At 69.2% G+C, this 18,912-nt stretch carries 15 protein-coding genes, 1 tRNA gene and 1 pseudogene; 14 read left to right on the top strand and 3 right to left on the bottom strand.

Annotation, left to right across the window (positions count from 1 at the left end; genetic code table 11):
* Positions 1–3: 3 nt before the first annotated feature.
* From HGK58_RS13460 to HGK58_RS13440, 5 genes are all read left to right on the top strand, one after another.
* Entirely contained in the window at positions 4–519 is a 516-nt protein-coding gene (locus tag HGK58_RS13460) for a gluconokinase (RefSeq protein WP_349236229.1), read from the top strand.
* Positions 520–712: 193 nt separating this feature from the next.
* Positions 713–1,357: a 50S ribosomal protein L25/general stress protein Ctc gene (locus HGK58_RS13455; RefSeq protein WP_168628116.1), complete on the top strand. Its 645-nt coding sequence runs from the start codon at positions 713–715 to the stop codon at positions 1,355–1,357.
* A gap of 9 nt (positions 1,358–1,366) precedes the next feature.
* The gene (gene pth, locus HGK58_RS13450; RefSeq protein ID WP_168628115.1) at positions 1,367–1,945 is read left to right on the top strand and encodes an aminoacyl-tRNA hydrolase; all 579 of its coding nucleotides are present in this window, start codon (positions 1,367–1,369) and stop codon (positions 1,943–1,945) included.
* Positions 1,946–2,134: 189 nt separating this feature from the next.
* Positions 2,135–5,692: a transcription-repair coupling factor gene (gene mfd / locus HGK58_RS13445; RefSeq protein WP_168628114.1), complete on the top strand. Its 3,558-nt coding sequence runs from the start codon at positions 2,135–2,137 to the stop codon at positions 5,690–5,692.
* Positions 5,693–5,840: 148 nt separating this feature from the next.
* Entirely contained in the window at positions 5,841–7,208 is a 1,368-nt protein-coding gene (locus tag HGK58_RS13440; RefSeq protein WP_349236228.1) for an MFS transporter, read from the top strand.
* Positions 7,209–7,284: 76 nt separating this feature from the next.
* Here the strand turns inward: HGK58_RS13440 and HGK58_RS13435 are convergent, their stop codons facing one another.
* Positions 7,285–9,378: a RecQ family ATP-dependent DNA helicase gene (locus HGK58_RS13435; RefSeq protein ID WP_168628113.1), complete on the bottom strand. Its 2,094-nt coding sequence runs from the start codon at positions 9,376–9,378 to the stop codon at positions 7,285–7,287.
* A gap of 42 nt (positions 9,379–9,420) precedes the next feature.
* Positions 9,421–10,188 (bottom strand): type II CAAX endopeptidase family protein, encoded by a 768-nt coding sequence (locus HGK58_RS13430; protein WP_168628112.1) that lies wholly within the window; start codon positions 10,186–10,188, stop codon positions 9,421–9,423.
* A 54-nt stretch (positions 10,189–10,242) separates the two neighbouring features.
* Here HGK58_RS13430 and HGK58_RS13955 point away from each other — a divergent pair, with 54 nt between their 5' ends.
* On the top strand, positions 10,243–10,920 hold the full coding sequence (locus HGK58_RS13955; protein ID WP_168628111.1) for a MazG family protein: 678 nt from the start codon (positions 10,243–10,245) through the stop codon (positions 10,918–10,920).
* A gap of 9 nt (positions 10,921–10,929) precedes the next feature.
* Positions 10,930–11,451 (top strand): ferritin, encoded by a 522-nt coding sequence (locus tag HGK58_RS13420; protein ID WP_168628110.1) that lies wholly within the window; start codon positions 10,930–10,932, stop codon positions 11,449–11,451.
* 85 nt (positions 11,452–11,536) lie between these two features.
* On the opposite strand, the gene HGK58_RS13415 is transcribed toward HGK58_RS13420, so the two are convergent.
* The gene (locus HGK58_RS13415; RefSeq protein ID WP_168628109.1) at positions 11,537–12,115 is read right to left on the bottom strand and encodes a phosphoglycerate transporter; all 579 of its coding nucleotides are present in this window, start codon (positions 12,113–12,115) and stop codon (positions 11,537–11,539) included.
* Positions 12,116–12,158: 43 nt separating this feature from the next.
* On the opposite strand from HGK58_RS13415, the gene hisS reads away from it, so the two are divergent.
* The 7 genes and pseudogenes from hisS (at position 12,159) to HGK58_RS13380 (ending at position 18,653) form a co-directional block, all read left to right on the top strand.
* Entirely contained in the window at positions 12,159–13,412 is a 1,254-nt protein-coding gene (gene hisS, locus HGK58_RS13410) for a histidine--tRNA ligase (protein ID WP_168628108.1), read from the top strand.
* Positions 13,413–13,485: 73 nt separating this feature from the next.
* Complete coding sequence (gene eno / locus HGK58_RS13405; RefSeq protein WP_168628107.1) at positions 13,486–14,766, top strand: phosphopyruvate hydratase; 1,281 nt, start codon at positions 13,486–13,488, stop codon at positions 14,764–14,766.
* A gap of 163 nt (positions 14,767–14,929) precedes the next feature.
* Complete coding sequence (locus HGK58_RS13400; protein WP_168628106.1) at positions 14,930–15,442, top strand: septum formation initiator family protein; 513 nt, start codon at positions 14,930–14,932, stop codon at positions 15,440–15,442.
* Complete coding sequence (locus tag HGK58_RS13395) at positions 15,439–15,966, top strand: DUF501 domain-containing protein (RefSeq protein ID WP_168628105.1); 528 nt, start codon at positions 15,439–15,441, stop codon at positions 15,964–15,966. Before HGK58_RS13400 ends, HGK58_RS13395 begins: the two co-directional genes overlap by 4 nt.
* The gene (locus HGK58_RS13390) at positions 15,963–17,207 is read left to right on the top strand and encodes a S8 family serine peptidase (RefSeq protein WP_349236227.1); all 1,245 of its coding nucleotides are present in this window, start codon (positions 15,963–15,965) and stop codon (positions 17,205–17,207) included. Before HGK58_RS13395 ends, HGK58_RS13390 begins: the two co-directional genes overlap by 4 nt.
* Before the next feature lie 9 nt (positions 17,208–17,216).
* A pseudogene (locus HGK58_RS13385) lies at positions 17,217–18,530 on the top strand (NAD(P)/FAD-dependent oxidoreductase); the annotation flags it as partial.
* Positions 18,531–18,579: 49 nt separating this feature from the next.
* Positions 18,580–18,653: transfer RNA gene (locus HGK58_RS13380), tRNA-Leu, on the top strand.
* Positions 18,654–18,912: the final 259 nt, after the last annotated feature.

Here is an 18,912-nt window from a genome sequence, read left to right as displayed (position 1 = left end):
CGCGTGAAGGCACCACTTCCGCCCATCGTCGTGATGGGCGTGCAGGGCTCCGGCAAGTCGACCATCGGGACGCTGCTCGCGCGGCGACTGGGCGTCCGGTTCATCGACGGTGACCGGCTGCATCCGGATGAGAACATCGTCCGGATGGCGGCCGGGGTGCCGTTGACCGACGAGCAGCGGCGCCCATGGCTGCAGGAGGTCGGCCGGGTGCTCGCCGACGGCTCCTCGTCGGGCATCGTCGCCGCGTGCTCCGCGCTCAAGCGCGAGTACCGCGACCTGCTGCGGGAGAGCGCACCTGACCTGTTCGTGGTCGACGCCGAGGGACCGATGGAACTCGTGGAGGCGCGGATCATGGTGCGCGAGCACGAGTTCATGCCGCACGAGCTGCTGAGCTCGCAGTACGCGATCCTCGAGCCGCTCGCCGCCGATGAGACCGGCGTCGTGGTGGACATCAGCCGGGCACCGGCCGAGATCGTCGACGACGTGGTGGCGACGCTGGCTGCCGCGCCCTCCGTGTGACGGGCACCGCGCCGTCCGCTACACTGACTGATTGAACTTCGGCGAGGGATGCTCTCACGGCATCCGTTATCGACGCGGTGAGCGGGCACTCCAGTCTTTCGCCTAGACCAGGGTTTTTCCTCACGCGGCAAGCGTTCGAGTTGACAAGCAATCCACTTCAATGAAGCGGGCTGGGCCCGCGAAGGAGACAGACATGGCTGAGAAGAAGGCCGACACCACCGACAACCACCTGGTTGCCGAACTGCGCGAGAACTTCGGCAAGGGCTACGCCCGGCGCCTGCGTGCGGCCGGCCGGATCCCCGCCGTCATCTACGGACACGGCACCGACCCGCAGCACGTGAGCCTCCCCGGCCACGAGACCATGCTGCTGCTGCGCAAGGCCAACGCGATCCTCGAGCTCGACATCGCGGGCAAGAACGAGATGGTCCTCGTCAAGGACGTGCAGAAGGACCCGGTCCGTCAGCTCATCGAGCACCTCGACCTGATCATCGTCAAGCGCGGCGAGAAGGTGCAGGTCGAGGTCCCAATCCACCTCGAGGGCGAGTCGTTCAGCGGCACCATCGCGATGCAGGACCTGAACACCCTGCGTCTCGAGGCCGAGGCGACCCACATCCCGGAGCGCATCACCGTCGACATCGAAGGCGCCGAGGAGGGCACGCAGATCCACGCCAAGGACCTCGTGCTGCCGTCCGGCTCGATCCTGCTCGACGACCCTGACGCGCTCGTCGTCAACATCATCGTGCCCGCCGCCGTCGTCGCCGAAGAGGCCGAGGGCGAGGCCGAGGAGGCCGCCGAGGCCGCCGAGGGCGAGGAAGCCGCCGAAGAGGCTGCAGAGTAACCCGCGCCGATGAGCGCGGATGCGTGGCTCGTGGTCGGGCTCGGGAATCCCGGGCCCGGCTACGCCGCGCATCGGCACAACGTCGGCGAGATGGTCGTCGAGGAACTCGGCAAGCGCACCTCGGCGAACTTCAAGCGGCACCGCGCCAACGCGATGGTCGCCGAGGTGCGTTCGCCGGCCGGCCGGATGATCCTGGCGGGCACCAACACCTACATGAACCTGTCCGGCGGCCCGGTCGCCGGGCTGCTGAAGTACTACAAGCTGGGCCCTGAGCGTCTGGTGGTCGTGCACGATGAACTCGACATCCCGTTCGATTCCGTGCGGCTGAAGCTCGGTGGCGGACCCGGCGGCCACAACGGCATCCGGGACATCATCGCCGCGGTCGGCACTGGGGACTTCATCCGGGTGCGCGTCGGCATCGGCCGCCCGCCAGGGCGTCAGGATGCGGCGGGCTTCGTGCTGAGCAACTTCACGTCGACCGAGAAGCAGTCGCTGCCGAATCTGCTGGCGGATGCCGCAGACGCCGTGGAGGCGATCGTCGCCGACGGGCTCACCTCCGCGCAGCAGCGCTTCCACTCGCCTGCCTAGCATCCGCCCGCCCACAGCCCTCGCTCGATTTGCTGCGGGCATCCCCGAGGGGTCGCAAACTGCCCCTGCCGCGCACGCGGAAGGGCCGTTATCGACCCCGCGAGACCAGTGACGCGTCCAGATAGACGCGCGGTGAGGCGTGGCCAGCTGGACAGGAACAGGTCAGTGGGCGCCGCGTACAATTGTCCGGTGATACTCGAGGGCTTAAGTGCCAGGCTGAACCGCGCCCGCACGTTCGAGGACGCCCTCGCGTATGCGACGCGCAGCGCCGACTTCTCGCTCGTCGATGGGCTGCGCGCGCCGTTGCTCGGCGGCCTGCTCCAGCGCCAGCAGACCCCGGGCGCGCTGTTCGCGATCACCGCCACCGGGCGCGACTCCGAGGCCCTGCGCGATGCGCTCGGCAGTGTGCTGCCGGATGCCGAGGTGCTCGAGTTCCCGGCGTGGGAGACCCTGCCGCATGAGCGCCTCAGTCCCAGCGCCGAGACCGTCGGCAAGCGCCTGCGCACCCTGCGCCGGCTGCACGCGTGGCAGCAGGACCCGCAGCATCCGATCATCGTCGTCTCCAGCGTCCGCGCCGCGCTGCAGCCCCTCTCCGATGACCTGCTCAGCATCGACCCTGTCGTGCTCACCGAGGCCGGCCGCGGCTACAATCTCACCCAGCTCGCCGAGCAACTGGTCGCCCTCGCCTACACCCGGGTCGACATGGTCACCCGGCGCGGCGAGTTCGCGGTGCGCGGCGGCATCCTCGACGTGTTCCCGCCCACCGCCGAGCACCCGGTGCGCGTCGACTTCTTCGGCGACGAGGTCGAACAGCTGCGCTGGTTCTCGGTCGCCGACCAGCGCTCACTCGACGAGCCGCTGAGCGAGCTCGAACTGCCGCCCAGCCGCGAACTGCTGCTCACCGAGTCGGTCAAGCAGCGCGCGCGGGAGATGCAGCACGAGTTCCCGGGTCTCGCCGGCATGCTCGCGAAGATCAGCGAGGGCATCCCGGTCGAGGGAATGGAGTCGCTCGCACCCGGGCTGGTCGAGCGGCTCGTCCCGATCAACCACTATCTGCCCGAGGGCACCTCGTTCGCGGTGGTCACGCCCGAGCGCGTCGCCGCCCGCGCGGTCAGCCTCATCGAGACCAACCGCGAGTTCCTCGCCGCCGCCTGGGATGCCGCGACGCTCGGCGCCGGTGCACCGATCAGTCTCGACGCGGGCGACTTCCTCACCCTGGAGAAGCTGCGCGAGCGCGCGGACGGCCCGTGGTGGACGCTCAGCGGGTTCCACAGCGGCGCCAGCGAAGACGACGACTACTTGGCGGTCGAAGCGGCGCCGGTGCCGAGCTTCGCCGGACACGCCGAGGGCGCGCTCGAACACGTCGGCGGCCTGCTGCAGGGCGGCTGGACCGTGGTCATCGCCGCAACCGGCCACGGACTCGTCGAACGCGCCTCCGACGTGCTGTCCGAAGCGGGGTTGGCCGCGCGCATCGTCGACGCGCTGCCACCGGATGCCGAGGGCGGGGTCGCCTACCTGCTGCAGGCGTCCGTCGAGGCCGGCTTCGAATCATCCGAAGCCCAGCTCGCGGTGCTCAACGACACCGAGTTCTTCGGCCGCTCGGTCGGCTACGACAGCCGGCAGGTGAAGAAGCTCGCGAGCCGCCGCCGCAACGTGGTCGATCCGCTGCAGCTCAAGGCCGGCGACTTCGTCGTGCACGAAACGCACGGCATCGGCAAGTTCATCGAACTGGTGCAACGCGAGGTCAGCACCGGCGGACGCAACCCGGTGAAGAACAACCGCGAATACCTGTTGCTCGAGTACGCGCCGTCGAAGCGTGGCTACCCCGGCGACAAGCTGTACGTTCCGACTGACCAGCTCGACCAGCTCAGCCGGTACGTCGGCGGGGAGACGCCGACGCTGAGCAAGATGGGCGGCAGCGACTGGTCGGCCGCCAAGGGCCGCGCCCGCCGGGCAGTGCGCGACATCGCCGTCGAACTGGTCAAGCTGTACTCGGCCCGGATGGCAAGCAAGGGCCACGCGTTCGGCCAAGACACGCCATGGCAGAGGGAGCTCGAGGAGGCGTTCCCGTTCGCGGAGACGCCCGACCAGCTGACCACCATCGACGAGGTGAAGGCAGACATGGAGCGGCCGATCCCGATGGACCGCCTGCTCTCCGGCGATGTCGGCTACGGCAAGACCGAGGTCGCGGTGCGCGCCGCGTTCAAGGCCATCCAGGACGGCAAGCAGGTCGCGATGCTCGTCCCGACGACGCTGCTCGTCAAGCAGCACTTCGAGACCTTCGCGGAGCGGTTCGCCGGGTTCCCGGTGCACCTGCGCGCACTCAGCCGGTTCCAGACCGACAAGGAGAGCAAGGAGACCCTCGCCGGCCTGCTCGACGGCACCGTCGACATGGTCATCGGAACGCACCGGCTGCTCAGCTCGAGCATCCAGTTCAAGGATCTCGGCCTGGTGATCGTGGACGAGGAGCAGCGCTTCGGCGTCGAGCACAAGGAAGCGCTCAAGAAGCTCAAGACCAACGTCGACGTGCTGGCGATGAGCGCGACCCCGATCCCGCGCACCCTCGAGATGGCGGTCACGGGCATCCGGGAGATGTCGACGCTCGCCACCCCGCCGGAGGACCGGCATCCGATCCTCACCTATGTCGGCCCGTACAGCGACAAGCAGGTTGCCGCAGCCATCCGGCGCGAACTGCTGCGCGAGGGGCAGGTGTTCTTCGTGCACAACCGGGTGTCGTCCATCAACCGGGTCGCCGCGCAGATCGCCGAGCTGGTGCCGGAGGCACGCATCGCGGTGGCGCACGGCAAGCTGTCGGAGGGCGTCCTCGAGCAGGTCATGGTCGACTACTGGGAGCGCAAGTTCGACGTGCTCGTGTCGACGACCATCATCGAGACCGGCATCGACATCACCAACGCGAACACCCTGATCATCGACCGCGCCGACAAGTACGGGCTGAGCCAGCTGCACCAGCTGCGCGGGCGGGTCGGCCGTGGTCGCGAACGCGCCTATGCCTACTTCCTCTACGACGCAGAGAAGCCGCTGAACGAGACCGCGCACGACCGGCTGGCGACGATCGCGGCGAACAACGAACTCGGCGGCGGCATGCAGATCGCGCTGAAAGATCTCGAGATCCGCGGCGCCGGCAACCTGCTGGGCGGTGAGCAGTCCGGGCACATCGCCGGTGTGGGCTTCGACCTGTACCTGCGGATGATCGGCGAAGCGGTGGGCGCCTTCCGCGGCGAGGTCGCGGAGGGGCAGACCGAGCTGCGACTGGAGCTGCCGGTCGACGCGCACATCCCCGAGGAGTACGTCGAGAGCGAGCGGTTGCGGCTCGAGGCGTACCAGAAGCTGTCGGCGGCCAGTGGCCCTTCGGCCGCTCCGGATGCCCTGAACCTCGTCCTCGAGGAACTGGCCGACCGGTACGGTGAACCACCGCAGCCCGTTCACAACCTGATCGCGGTGTCGCGGCTGCGCCGGCAGGCGCAGAAGGCCGGGCTCAGCGAGGTCGTCAGCGCCGCAGGCAAGCTGCGGATCGTCGGGCGGGAGCTGGTCGACTCGATCCAGGTGCGACTGCAGCGCATGTACCCGGGCGCGCGCTACCTCGCGCAGCCACGCACCGTGATGCTGCCCCTGCCCGAACTGGACTCGGACGCCGCCCTCATCGAGTGGGTGACGACCCTGCTCGGGGCGATCTACCCGGCCCTGGAGCCGGCGCCGGCCGAGTCCGCCGCCGAAACCGCATCCTGAGCCTCTGCCCGCGTTGTGAGGCGGGGAGCACAGCACCGGTGTAGCGTGGATCCGCCGGACGACGCGGCTGGCTGTCGGCTCACCTGAGGAGGAGGACCTGTCCATCGGCTTGCGGTCCGAGCGCGGACCGACACTGCTCGCCGTCCTTGTGACGATCGGCCTGGTTGCCATCGATTCGACCGTCTTGGCGACCGCGATCCCGACCATCGTGGACGAGCTCGGCGACTTCTCGCTGTTCCCCTGGCTTTTCTCGATCTACCTGCTCACCCAAGCGGTCACGGTGCCGGTCTACTCGAAGCTCTCGGACATGGTCGGGCGCAAGCCCATCATCCTGCTCGGCATCGGCATCTTCCTGGTGGGCTCGGTGCTGTGCGGGCTGGCGTGGAGCATGCCCGCGCTCATCGTGGCCCGCGCCATCCAGGGCATCGGCGCAGGCGCCGTCCAGCCGACCGCAGTCACCATCGTCGGGGACATCTACACGGTGGCCGAGCGCGCCCGGGTGCAGGGCTACATCTCGGCCGTGTGGGGGATCGCGGCGGTCGTCGGTCCGACCCTCGGCGGGGTGTTCGCCCAGTTCGGCTTCTGGCGCGGCATCTTCTTCATCAACGTGCCACTGGGCCTGTTCGCCGCCTGGCTGCTCGTGCGCCACCTGCGCGAGACGGTGCCGCGCAAACAGCACAAGGTCGATATCGCCGGTGCGATGCTCCTGATGAGCACAATGTCGCTGCTCATCCTCGGTCTGCTCGAGGGCGGTCACGCCTGGGCGTGGATGTCGTGGCAGAGCATCGGATGCTTCGGCGGCGGCCTCGCTCTGCTGATCAGCTTCGTGGCAGTGGAGCGCCGTGCTGCCGAACCGGTGTTCCCGCTGTGGGTGTTCTCGCGCCGCTTGCTGCGGCAGACGGTGCTCATCAGCCTTGGCATGGGGGCGATCCTGATGGGTCTGACCAGCTACGTGCCGACCTACCTGGAGGGCTCGCTGGGCGTGGCGCCCATCGTTGCCGGTCTCGCCCTGGCGGCGCTGACGCTTGGCTGGCCGATCTCGGCGGCGTGGGCGGGTCACCTGTATCTCCGCTTCGGCTTTCGCTTCACGATCTTGATCGGCCTCGCCGTTGCGATTGTCGGCGCCGCCGTGCTGGTCGCCTTCGCCTCGACGCCATCGGTGTGGATCACTGGCGCCGCCTGCTTCATCATCGGGCTCGGCATGGGATTCATGGGTGCCTCGACGATCGTCTCGGCCCAGTCGAGCGTCGGCTGGAGCGAGCGTGGAGTGGCCACCGGCGCCAACATGTTCGCCCGGTCGGTGGGCAGTGCCGTCGGCGTGGCGATCTTCGGCGCGATAGCGAACGCGATCTTCGGCAGCACCGCCACCCAGCCCGGCGCCGACGACATCATCGCCGGATCGACCGCGGTGTTCGCCGGTGTTCTGGTCGTGGCGATCGTGACGGCTGCTGCGGGACTCGGGATGCCGAAGACCACCGTGCCCGGTTCGGAGCCGGTCGAGGACCTGCGCCCCTGAAGCCGAGTTGCCCACTTTCGCCCCACTTTTCGGCCCGAACCGGGGCCGAAGTGGGCAAGTCGACCGGGCAGGCCGCTCAGCCGCGCAGGCCGATCGCGAACGGCAGTACGGCGGTAGCTCCTGCCAGCCGCAGTTCACGCGCCGCGACCGTGAGGGTCCACCGGCTGTCGGCCAGGTCGTCAACGAGCAGGATCGGCCCGGTGGGCAGCGTGCCGGCAGGCGGCAGCTCGAACGCGCCCCAGACGCTCGAGAGCCGGTAGGCGCTGTTGCCCCCCGGTTCGCCCGACGGCCCCGACCCGGTCAGTGCGAGGGCGCCAAGGTACGGCAGTCGTCCCGCGCCGGCCAGAGAATGCGCGACCGACTCGATCAGGAGCGGCCTGCTGCGCGACGGGATCGACATGACCGCTGCCGGTCGCTCGTCCCAACCCCAGTCGGCCAGTACCCGGATGCACGCGGCAATCAGTGCCTGGCTGGCGGGCGCGTCCGGCGTGCCCGGCGCGAACAGCTCACGCAGTGTGTTGCCCCAGCCGAGGTCGGTGAGTCTCGCGAGTGCGCGACCCTCCAGCATCCGCTCTGCCGGCGCGATGTTCCCCCGCACCGGAACACCGAGCCGGTCGGCGCCGGTCGGCCACTGCGCCCGCGGCTCGAGAGCCACCCCAACGCGATCGAGTGACGAGGAGGCGCGACTGGCGGCATCCGTCTCCACCGCGCTCGGAAACCACACGCCGGCGCAGTTGTCGCACCGACCGCACGGCGCGGCCGTCTCATCGTCGAGCGAGCGCTGCAGGTACTCCATGCGGCAGGCATCGGTGCGCTCGTAGTCGAGCATGTGCTGCTGCTCGGCGACCCGCTCGGCGGCGATGCGGTCGTATCGATCCGCGTCGTAGACCCAGGGCTGCCCTGTCGACACCCAGCCACCGCGAACCCGCCGCACCGCACCGTCCACGTCGAGCACCTTGAGCAGCAACTCCAGCCGGGTGCGCCGGATGTTCACCCTCGCCTCGAGCGCGGGCGTCGACAGCGGGGCGCCCGCCTCGAGCGCCAACTCCTCGAGCACCCGTTCGGCGCGCTCCTGCGTCGGCATCGATGAGGTCGCGAAGTACTCCCAGATCGCCTCGTCCTCGCTGCCGGGCAGCAGCAGCACGTCCGCGTTCTCGGTGGCGCGGCCGGCGCGACCAACCTGCTGGTAGTACGCGACGGGCGAGCTCGGCGCGCCGAGGTGCAGCACGAAACCGAGGTCGGGCTTGTCGAAGCCCATTCCGAGCGCGCTGGTGGCGATCAGCGCCTTCACCTCGTTGGCCTTGAGCGCGCGCTCGGATTCCTCCCGCTCGGCCGTGTCGGTCTGCCCGGTGTAGGCGCGCACGCTGTGCCCCGCCTCGCGCAGCAGCCGCGCGGTGTCCTCAGCGGCCGCGACCGTGAGCGTGTAGATGATCCCACTGCCGGGCAGGTCGCCCAGGTGGCTGAGCAGCCAGCCGAGGCGAGTCGCAGCATCCGGCAGTCGAAGCACCCCCAGGCGAAGCGACCCACGCGCCAGCGGGCCGCGGATCGTGACGACGGACGCGCCGCCGAGCTGCTCCGCGACATCCGTCACCACTCGGCTGTTGGCGGTCGCGGTCGTGGCGAGCACCGGCACGCCGTCGGGGATGACGGCGATCAGGTCGCGCAGGCGACGGTAGTCGGGTCGGAAGTCGTGTCCCCAATCCGAGATGCAGTGGGCCTCGTCGACGACGAGCATGCCGATGCGCTCGATGAGCGAGGGCAGCTGCTCGTCGCGGAACGTCGGATTGTTGAGGCGCTCGGGGGAGACCAGCAGCACGTCGACCTCGTCGTCGCGCAGCAGAGTCTGGATCTCGGCCCACTCGTGCGGGTTGGTGGAGTTGATCGCCACCGCACGGACACCGGCGCGGCGCGCGGCCGCGATCTGGTCGCGCATGAGCGCCAGCAGCGGGGAGACGAGAATCGTCGGACCCGCGCCCCGCCGGCGCAGCAGCAGCGTTGCGACGAAGTACACCGCCGACTTGCCCCATCCGGTGCGCTGCACCACGAGCGTGCGACGACGATCGTCGACGAGGGTGCTGATCGCCTCGAACTGGCCATCGTGGAAATCGGCGTCATCACGGCCGACGAGGGTGCGAAGGATGTCGAGAGCCTGCTCGCGGGTGCCGGTCATCCAACGAGCTTGGCAGGTGCCGCCGACACGCGCGCTGGGCGGCTACTTCTCATGCACCCGGTAGACCACGACCGGGATCAGCACGAGCGAGCGCAGGTCGAACAGCGCGTGCACGATGATCGGCCACAGGATGCTGCCCGTGAGCAGGAAGATCGCCATCAGGATCGCGCCGACCACCAGGCTGGCGATCAGCCCCGGAGCGCCCTGGTAGGCGTGCAGCAGCCCGAAGACCAGGACGCTCGCGACCACAGCGGCGAACGCGTCCCCGACGACCGCGAAGATGAGCACCGGCAGCGCGAGCCGGAACAGCAGCTCCTCCACCACGCCGGCGTTGACCGACAGCAGGGCACCGAACCGCAGCTCGGCACGGTTGCGGGGCAGCAGCGCATGGATGTCGCCGATCGTGGGCACCTGCTCGGTCGCGTTCCTGGCCAGGAACACCGACAGGGTGATCACCGCCAGCAACGCCAGGGAGCCGCCGCCGATCAGCCACTGGGCGAGCGCGCCGCCCTCCTCGAGCAGGTCGTGGAAGGCGCTCACCGCCGGCCAGTGGTCGACCTCCTCAAGCATCAGGGGCAGGTACGGCCACACCAGCAGGAGCACGACCAGCGCCGAGCCGCCGAACCAGGCGAACGACTCGATGAGCCACTTGCGGTACAGCGCCTGCCTGCGCCGGGTGGTCCGGTACCGCTTGAAGCGCTGGTACTCGCGCCGGTCCTTCCGGATGGCCCGGGTCACGAGCACCGCGATCAGACCGACCAGCAGCACTCCGTAGGTCGCCGGGGCGAGCGGGTGGTCGACGGGCAGCACCGCCCCATTGTCGCAGTCGCTCGGCTGCCAGCACGGCGGTGGCAGGATTGACGCATGACTGCCGCCCCGCATCCCAAGCTCGATGAACTGATCGCCGTGCTCGAGCGGCTACGCGCGCCAGGCGGATGCGCGTGGGACGGCGAGCAGACCCACGAGTCGCTCGTGCGCTACCTGATCGAGGAGTGCTTCGAGCTGGTCGACGCGATCGAGTCCGGCAGCCGCGACGACCTGATCGAGGAGCTCGGGGACGTGCTGTACCAGGTCATCTTCCACTCCGACATCGCCGCGCACACGCCGGGCGAGGAGTTCACCATCGAGGATGTCGCGGAACAGATGACCCGCAAGATGGTTGGCAGGCATCCGCACGTCTTCGGTGAAATCGTTGCGGATACACCCGACGCGGTGATGGCCAACTGGGAGCACCTGAAGGCGGCTGAGAAGCCGCACCGCACGAGCGTGCTCGACGGCATCCCGCACGGCATGCCGTCGCTGCTGCTCGCCGACAAGCTCGTCGGGAAGGCCCACGGCGTCGAGGTGGAGTTGCCGGATGTGCCGGTCCCATCCTCCGAAGATGAGCTCGGCGACGTGCTGCTCGCAGTCGTGACGTCGGCGAAGGCCCGCGGGCTGGACGCGGAGCGCGCGCTGCGGGCGCGGCTGCGGCTTCTGCAGGACGAGATCCGGGAGGCTGAGGATGCGGCCGAGGCGCAGACGTCACGGGGGATGAGCCGGTAGCGTCGAGGCATGACATCCTTCGACCAGTTGTTGCAGACGCAGATCGGCAACGAGTTCTCGGCCTCGCAGCAGTACATCGCGATCGCGGTCTGGTACGACAACCGGGACCTGCCCCAGCTCGCGAAGCACTTCTACCGGCAGGCGCTCGAGGAGCGCAACCACGCGATGATGCTCGTGCAGTACCGGCTCGACCGGAATCTGGGGATCGAAATCCCCGGAGTGCCGCCGGTGCGCAACGACTTCGCGAACGAGCGTGAGCCGATCGCGCTCGCGCTGGATCAGGAGAAGCGCGTGACCCAGCAGATCGAGGCGCTGTTCGCCGCCGCGCGGGCGGAGAACGACGCGCTCGGCGAGCAGTTCATGCTGTGGTTCCTGAAGGAGCAGGTCGAGGAGGTCGCGTCGATGTCGACGCTGCTGACCATCATCGAGCGGGCCGAGAACCTTTTCGACATCGAGAACTACCTGGTGCGCGAAGCGATCGGCGAGGGCGAGGATCCGAGCGCTCCGGCCGCGGCCGGCGGCGGCGTCTAGGCATCCGCAACGCTGCTCCGCTTGTTATCGATGCGGGTGCTACAGCGGGCGCATCGATAACAAACTGCAGCACCGTCGGGCGGGTTCAGTGCGCGTCGGCGCGGTACACCAGGTCGGCCGCGGAGCGCGGGTCGAAGCGCTCGGCGAAGTCGCGGTCGTTGGGCATCCACACCTCGTCCCAGAGCCGGTCGTGGTCGTTGCCGTCGGCGCGATCCCGTGCCTTGCCGCGTGCGGTGGCGACGGCAAGCTCGCAGTCGACCCAGACAGCGAGATCGAACGCGCCGTCCAGCTCCGGATGGAACAACCCCACCGAGTCGACGATCAGCACAGCTGCATCCGGCACCGGATGCGGGTCGCCCAGCCCACCGGTCACCCAGTCCGTCGGTCGGTACGCGGAGGCGCGCCCGGCACGAAACGGCACGATGACCTCCTCGAGCAGCCGCGAACGGTCAACCCCGTCCCAGTCCACCGACCGGTGCTTGGAGCGCTCCGGGTCGAGGAAGTCATCCCCCCGGATGCGCGCGCTGCCGTCGACAGCGGATAGCAGGGCGCGCACGAGCGTCGTCTTGCCTGCGCCGCCGAAGCCGGACACGCCGACCACGACGCGTCCGCGGGCGGCGCGGAGCCCCTCGACGGCTCCCACCAGTTCGTCAAGCGAGGACATGGGTCGATCGTAGGCACGTCCGGCGACCTGCCAGAATCGATGCATGGCGAACCCGGTGAACCCCCCGCGCGGGATGCGCGACTTTCTGCCCGCAGAGAAGGCCCGCCGCGAGCGGGTGCTCGCGGTCATCCGGGAGCAGTACCGGGCGCACGGCTTCGACGAGATCGAGACCCCGGTGATGGAGGACAGCTCGCGTCTGCACGCGGGCCTCGGCGGCGACAACGAGAAGCTCGCCTTCGCCGTCATGAAGCGCGGCCTGACCAACGACGACCTCACAGCCGCGACCGACCCGCTCGAACTCGCCGACCTCGGCCTGCGCTTCGACCTGACCGTGCCGCTCACGCGGTTCTATGCGAGCCACCAGGCCGAGCTTCCCGCGGTGTTCCGCGCCATCCAGATCGCTCCGGTGTGGCGAGCAGAGCGACCGCAGAAGGGGCGCTACCGCCAGTTCATGCAGTGCGACATCGACATCATCGGCGAAGCCGGTCCGCTCGCGGAACTCGAGCTGCTCACCGCGACCGCGGCGACCCTGCGCGCCCTCGGCCTCACCGGCTGGTCCATCCGGATCAACGACCGCCGCATCCTCGTCGCCATGCTCGACCACTTCGGGATCGCCCGCGAGAACCACGAGCGCGCCATGATCACCATCGACAAGGAAGACAAGATCGGCGTCGACGGTGTCGTCGCCGAACTGCGGGAGCACGGCATCACCGACTCCCCGGTGGTCGGCCCGACCCTGCAGGCCGCGGCGACCCTCGCCGACGACGGTTGGTCGCTGCTGGACGAGCCGCCCGCCTGGCTGGACATCGACGCCTACCGCACGCTGCGCTCGATCCGCGCGGGAGTCCCGGATGCGCGGCTGGTCTTCTCCCCAAACCTGGTGCGCGGCATGGGCTACTACACCGGCGCGATCTTCGAGGTCGCGCACCCGGAGTCGAGCAGCTCGCTCGGCGGCGGTGGCCGCTACGACGGCATGGTCGGCCGCTTCCTGGGCCGGGACGTCCCCGCCACCGGCTTCTCAATCGGCTTCGAGCGCATCGTCGACCTGGTCGAGCTGCCCGACGAGGCGGCGGGCGAGACCGTCGCGCTGCTCTACGACGCGGATGTCGAGCCGGCGACGCTGGTCGCCCTCAAATCCAAGCTCGCCACGGTCGGCTACCGGGTGCGTCTGGAGAAGCGCCCCAAGAACGTGAAGTCCGCGCTCGACGCGCTCGCCGCATCCGGGTTCAGCCGGTTCGCGTTCGTCGGAACCGATGTCACGTCGGCCGCCGAGCTCGAGCTGCGCGACCTCGGCTGACCCCGGACTTCACGCAAAGCCGGCCAGTAGGATTGCGCCGGCAGCAAACCCACACCAACGAAGGAGGCCCGTCGTGGCATTGATCGAGGCAATTGGCGCACGGGAGATCCTGGACTCACGAGGCAACCCGACGATCGAGGTCGAGGTGCTCCTCGATGACGACACGGTGTCGCGCGCTGCTGTCCCGTCCGGTGCGTCGACCGGCGCCTTCGAGGCCTACGAGCTGCGCGACGGCGACAAGGGCCGCTACGGCGGCAAGGGCGTGCTGAAGGCCATCGACGCCGTGCTCGACGTGATCGGGCCGGCTCTCGAGGGCTTCGACGCCACCGACCAGCGCCTGATCGACGCCGCGATGATCGAGCTCGACGGCAGCGATAACAAGTCCACGCTGGGCGCCAACGCGCTACTCGGCGTCTCGCTCGCGGTCGCAAAAGCCGCGGCCGACTCTGCCGACCTGCCGCTGTTCCGCTACCTCGGCGGACCGAACGCGCACGTGCTGCCGGTGCCGATGCTGAACGTGATCAACGGCGGCGCGCACGCCGACACCAACGTCGACATCCAGGAGTTCATGATCCTGCCGGTCGGCGCGGACAGCTTCAGCGAGGCGCTGCGTTGGGGCGTCGAGACGTACCACGCGCTGAAGGCCATCCTGCACGACAAGGGGCTCAGCACCGGCCTCGGCGACGAGGGAGGATTCGCCCCGGATCTCGCCAGCAACCGGGCAGCGCTCGACCTGCTGATGGAAGCCATCCAGAAGGCCGGGTTCACCCCCGGCAGCGATATCGCGCTGGGACTGGATGTCGCCTCGACCGAGTTCTTCGAGAACGGCAAGTACCTGTTCGAGGGCAAGCAGATTGGCAACGACGAGCTCGTCGCCTACTACGGCGAACTGCTCGGCGCGTACCCGCTCGTTTCGATCGAGGACCCGCTGTCGGAGGACGACTGGGACGGCTGGGCCGCGCTCACCCGCGAGCTCGGCAGCCGCGTGCAGCTGGTAGGCGACGACTTCTTCGTCACCAACCCGAAGCGCCTCGCGCAGGGTATCGAGCGGCAGTCGGCGAACTCGATCCTGGTCAAGGTGAACCAGATCGGCACGCTCACCGAGACCCTCGACGCCGTCTCGCTGGCTCAGCGCAGCGGCTACACAGTCGTGATGTCGCACCGCTCCGGCGAGACCGAGGACACCACCATCGCCGATCTCGCCGTGGCAACGGATGCCGGCCAGATCAAGACCGGCGCGCCGGCCCGCAGCGAGCGGGTCGCCAAGTACAACCAGCTGCTGCGCATCGAGGAGGAGCTCGCGGATGCCGCGGTGTACGCGGGCCGCAGCGCCTTCCCGCGCTTCACCGCCTGATCGCGCCGTCGCACAGCTCCCCGAGGGGTCGCTAACTGCCCTTCGCGTGGGCGGGAAGGCCGGTTTCCGACCCCTCGGGGAGCTGCGCGGGCGCTGTTGCGCCAACCAGCCACACCGGGCGCCACGTCACGCTCACCCAGCGAACGGCCTTTAGGCTCGATACATGCCCAGGCGTGAGAGAACTCAGCGCGTACCCGTGCGCTTGCCGCAGGAGAGCGCGCACGCACGCTGGTTGCGCAGCATCCGGATGTCTGGGTTCACGATCGCGACCCTGGTCGTGCTGGTGCTGACCGTGGTCGTGCTCGCGCCGTCGCTGAAGGTCTTCATCGAGCAGCGCCAGCAGATCGCCCAGCTCGAGGAGCAGGTCAGGCAGCAGGAGGCCGGCGTGGAGGAACTCGCCGACGAGAAGGCGCGCTGGGACGACCCCAGTTACATCGAGACCCAGGCGCGCGAACGCCTCAACTACGTCTATCCGGGGGAGTACAGCTACCTGGTGATCGACGACGGCCAGACGCTCAGCACGCAGGACGGCCAGCCGATCAGCGACGAACTGCAGACCACTCAGGTCGACTGGGCCGCGATGATGCTGTCGTCCTTCCTGACCGCGGGGCTGTCGGATGCTGCACCGGACGAGCTGGTCGCCCCGGTCATCCAGGGTTCGCCGGGGGCGCCATGACACGCCCGCCCTTCGACCCGCCGACCGAGCGGGACATCGCGATTGTCTCCGCGCAGCTGGGGCGACCCGCGCGCGGGGTCGTCGGCATCGCCGCGCGCTGTGTCTGCGGCGCGCCGACCGTGGTCGCGACGGCGCCCCGACTGGATGACGGCACCCCGTTCCCGACCACCTACTACCTCAGCCATCCGGTGGCCACCGCCGCCATGTCGACCCTTGAAGCCGACGGGGTGATGGCCGAGTTCACTGAGCTGCTCGCCGACGACGCGGCGCTGCGCGACGCGTACGCGGCAGCCCACGACTCCTACCTCGCCGACCGCGCACAGCTCGGGCACGTCGACGAGATCGACGGCATCTCGGCCGGCGGCATGCCGACCAGAGTGAAGTGCCTGCACGCGCTCGCCGCGCATGCCCTCGCGACCGGGCCGGGGGTGAACCCGATCGGCGACCGCGCCCTCGACCGCGGCAGCTGGTCGCCGCAGGTGTGCGAGTGCGCCGACTACGGCATCGACGAGGTGGCCGAGTGAGGCGGGCGCTCGCCGGCATCGCGGCGCTGGGCGTCGCCGCATCCGTGCTGCTCGTCGGACCCACCGCGTCGGCCGACGCGGTGCGCGACCGCCAGTATTGGCTCGCCGACTACGGCATCAGCCAGGCATGGAACACCACGCGTGGTGCCGGGGTGACCGTCGCGGTCATCGACACCGGCATCGACGCCACACACCCCGACCTGGTGGGTGCGGTCGCTGGCGGCACGGATGTCTCGGGCGTCGGCACCCCGAACGGCCAAACCCCGGTCGGCAACAACAGCGAGCACGGCACCATGGTCGCCTCGCTGCTCGCCGGTCGCGGACACAGCGGCAACAGCGGCATCATCGGCGCTGCGCCCGAAGCCAACCTGCTGGCGGTCTCGATGGGCTTCGGCGCCGGTCAGCTGGGAGCGGATGAGCAGATCGCGACGGCGGTGCGCTGGGCGGTCGACAACGGAGCGGACGTCATCAACATGTCCCTCACCCGCAACACGCTCGAGTGGCCGGAAAGCTGGGACGAGGCGTTCCTGTACGCGATGGAGCACGACGTGGTCGTGGTCGCCGCAGCAGGCAACCGCGGCAGCGGCACCACCGAGGTGGGCGCACCGGCCACCATGCCGGGCGTGCTCGTGGTCGGCGGCGTCGACCGGAGCCGAAAGGCCAGCTGGGACGCCTCATCGCAGGGCATCACCATCTCCGTCTCAGCCCCGAGCGAGGAACTCGTCGGCGCGGCGCCCGGCGGCGGCTATTACTCATGGGCGGGCACCAGCGGCGCGACCCCCATCGTCGCCGGCGTTGTCGCGCTCGTGCGGGCCGCGCATCCGGAGCTCAGCGCGGGCGACGTCATCAACAGGGTGACGGCGACCGCCCGCCCGGTCGGCAGCGAAGTGCCGAGCCCGATCTACGGGTACGGACTGCTGGATGCCGCAGCCGCGGTGACCGCGGACGTTCCCGCCGCCGACACCAGTCCCGCCGCCCAGCTCACCGAGTGGATCCGGCTGCACCGGCGCGCCGCCGTCGAGCCCGAGGTCACCGCAGTGCCGGTTCCGGCGGCCCCGGAGCCCGCCCCGGCCGAGGATTCCGCCGGGGTGCCCAACCCGATGGGCAGCGTACTGCCCACGCTGCACGAACTGCGCGATGTCGGCATCCCGCTGCTGGTTTACGCCGGATTCGGCGTGGTTGTGGTCTGGTGGACCGTGGCGTTCGTGCGCCGGGTCAGGGGCACTCGATACGAGGGGTAAGATAGATCAGTGCCAAAAATCCTGATCGTCGGCGGTGGCTATGCCGGCTTCTACACAGCGCGCAAGCTCGAGAAGTGGCTGCGTCGCGGTGAAGCCGAGGTCACTATGGTCGACCCGCGACCCTACATGACCTACCAGCCGTTCCTCCCCGAGGTCGCGGCTGGTTCGATCGAACCCCGCCATGCGGTGGTCGCCCACCGGCGTCACCTGAAGCGCACCAGGGTCATCACGGCGAGCGTCACCGGTATCAACCATGCCGAGAAGAAGGCCACCGTCTCACCCGAGGGTGCGGAGCCGTACGAGCTCGACTACGACATCATCATCGTGACCGCCGGTTCGGTCTCGCGCACCTTCCCGATCCCGGGTGTCGCCGATGAGGCCATCGGCATGAAGAACATCGAAGAGGCCATCGCCGTGCGTGACCGTCTCATCACCAACTTCGACCGGGCAGCGAACCTTCCCCCCGGCCCCGAGCGCGACCGCCTGCTGACCTTCGTGGTCGTCGGCGGCGGGTTCGCCGGCATCGAGACGTTCGGTGAGCTGCGCAGCCTGGCGAGCTACCTCATCCGGCACTACCCGAACCTCTCGTTCGAGGACACCCACTTCCACCTCATCGAGGCTATGGGCCGCATCATGCCCGAGGTCTCCCTCGAGACCAGCCACTGGGTATTGAAGAACCTCGCCCAGCGCGGCGCGCAGGTGCACCTCGACACCCAGCTGGTGTCGGCGGTCGACGGCAGGATCGAGCTCTCCACCGGTGAGTCGTTCGAGTCGGACACCATCGTGTGGACCGCCGGTGTCATGGCCAACCCGGTCCTGCGCAACACCGACCTGCCCCTGGAAGAGCGCGGACGACTGCGCGTGCAGGCCGACCTCAAGGTCATCAATGACAACGGGGTCGTTCCGGATGCGTGGGGCGCTGGCGACGTGAGTGCCGTTCCGGACCTCACCGGCGGCGGCGTCGGCGGGTTCTGCGTTCCGAACGCTCAGCACGCTGTCCGGCAGGGCAAGCGTCTGGCCAGGAACGTTGTCGCGGAGCTCCGCGGTGACGCGCCCGTGGACTACTTCCACAAGAACCAGGGTGCTGTCGCCGGTATCGGCCTGTACGAGGGTGTCTTCCAGTCCGGTCGGCTCGCGGTGAAGGGCCTGCCCGCCTGGGTCATGCACCGCGGCTACCACGGCCTCGCCATCCCGATGTGGGAGCGCAAGGTTCGCGTGTTCGGGAACTGGATCGTCAACTTCCTGTTCCGCCGCGACGTCGTCTCCCTTGAGGACCGCATCACCCCGCGTGCGGCTTTCGAGGAGTTCGCGTCCCGGCCGAAGGCCTGAGCGTCCCGCAGTTGACTCGGTAGGCTCGGGGTTGCATTCGTGCGCCCCCATAGCCCAACTGGCAGAGGCAGACGACTTAAAATCGTCCAAGTCAGGGTTCGAATCCCTGTGGGGGCACCCCGGCGGCCCTCGGCGGTCGGCCCCCGCTCGGTGATCGAGCCTGTCGAGATCCCCGTCACGCGGGTCGAACTTCCATCCGCGGGTCGAATTGGACCCGCGCGTGGATAAACTACCCGCGCGCGGGACTTCTGTTCACGCGCGGGTGTTGCAGCACCCGCGCCTGCATAATGCACCCGCGCGACGCGAACGCGAGCGAAACGGGGACGGAGTGCGAGGCCGCGGGTGCGGTGGGCGTCTACGGGCGGCGGTCTCGTGC

It is taken from the genome of Cryobacterium sp. BB307, assembly GCF_012274275.1.
GTDB lineage: Bacteria > Actinomycetota > Actinomycetes > Actinomycetales > Microbacteriaceae > Terrimesophilobacter.
Note: the sequence above shows the minus strand (reverse complement) of the source record. Positions and strands in the feature narration are given on the sequence as shown.

Excerpts from the sequence above, each read along its gene's own strand:
- HGK58_RS13455 (WP_168628116.1), top strand. The coding sequence starts at position 713 with ATGGCTGAGAAGAAGGCCGACACCACCGACAACCACCTGGTTGCCGAA.
- pth (WP_168628115.1), top strand. The coding sequence starts at position 1,367 with ATGAGCGCGGATGCGTGGCTCGTGGTCGGGCTCGGGAATCCCGGGCCC.
- HGK58_RS13415 (WP_168628109.1), bottom strand. The coding sequence starts at position 12,115 with ATGTCCTCGCTTGACGAACTGGTGGGAGCCGTCGAGGGGCTCCGCGCC.
- HGK58_RS13400 (WP_168628106.1), top strand. The coding sequence starts at position 14,930 with ATGCCCAGGCGTGAGAGAACTCAGCGCGTACCCGTGCGCTTGCCGCAG.
- hisS (WP_168628108.1), top strand. The coding sequence starts at position 12,159 with ATGGCGAACCCGGTGAACCCCCCGCGCGGGATGCGCGACTTTCTGCCC.
- HGK58_RS13395 (WP_168628105.1), top strand. The coding sequence starts at position 15,439 with ATGACACGCCCGCCCTTCGACCCGCCGACCGAGCGGGACATCGCGATT.
- HGK58_RS13955 (WP_168628111.1), top strand. The coding sequence starts at position 10,243 with ATGACTGCCGCCCCGCATCCCAAGCTCGATGAACTGATCGCCGTGCTC.
- HGK58_RS13420 (WP_168628110.1), top strand. The coding sequence starts at position 10,930 with ATGACATCCTTCGACCAGTTGTTGCAGACGCAGATCGGCAACGAGTTC.
- HGK58_RS13435 (WP_168628113.1), bottom strand. The coding sequence starts at position 9,378 with ATGACCGGCACCCGCGAGCAGGCTCTCGACATCCTTCGCACCCTCGTC.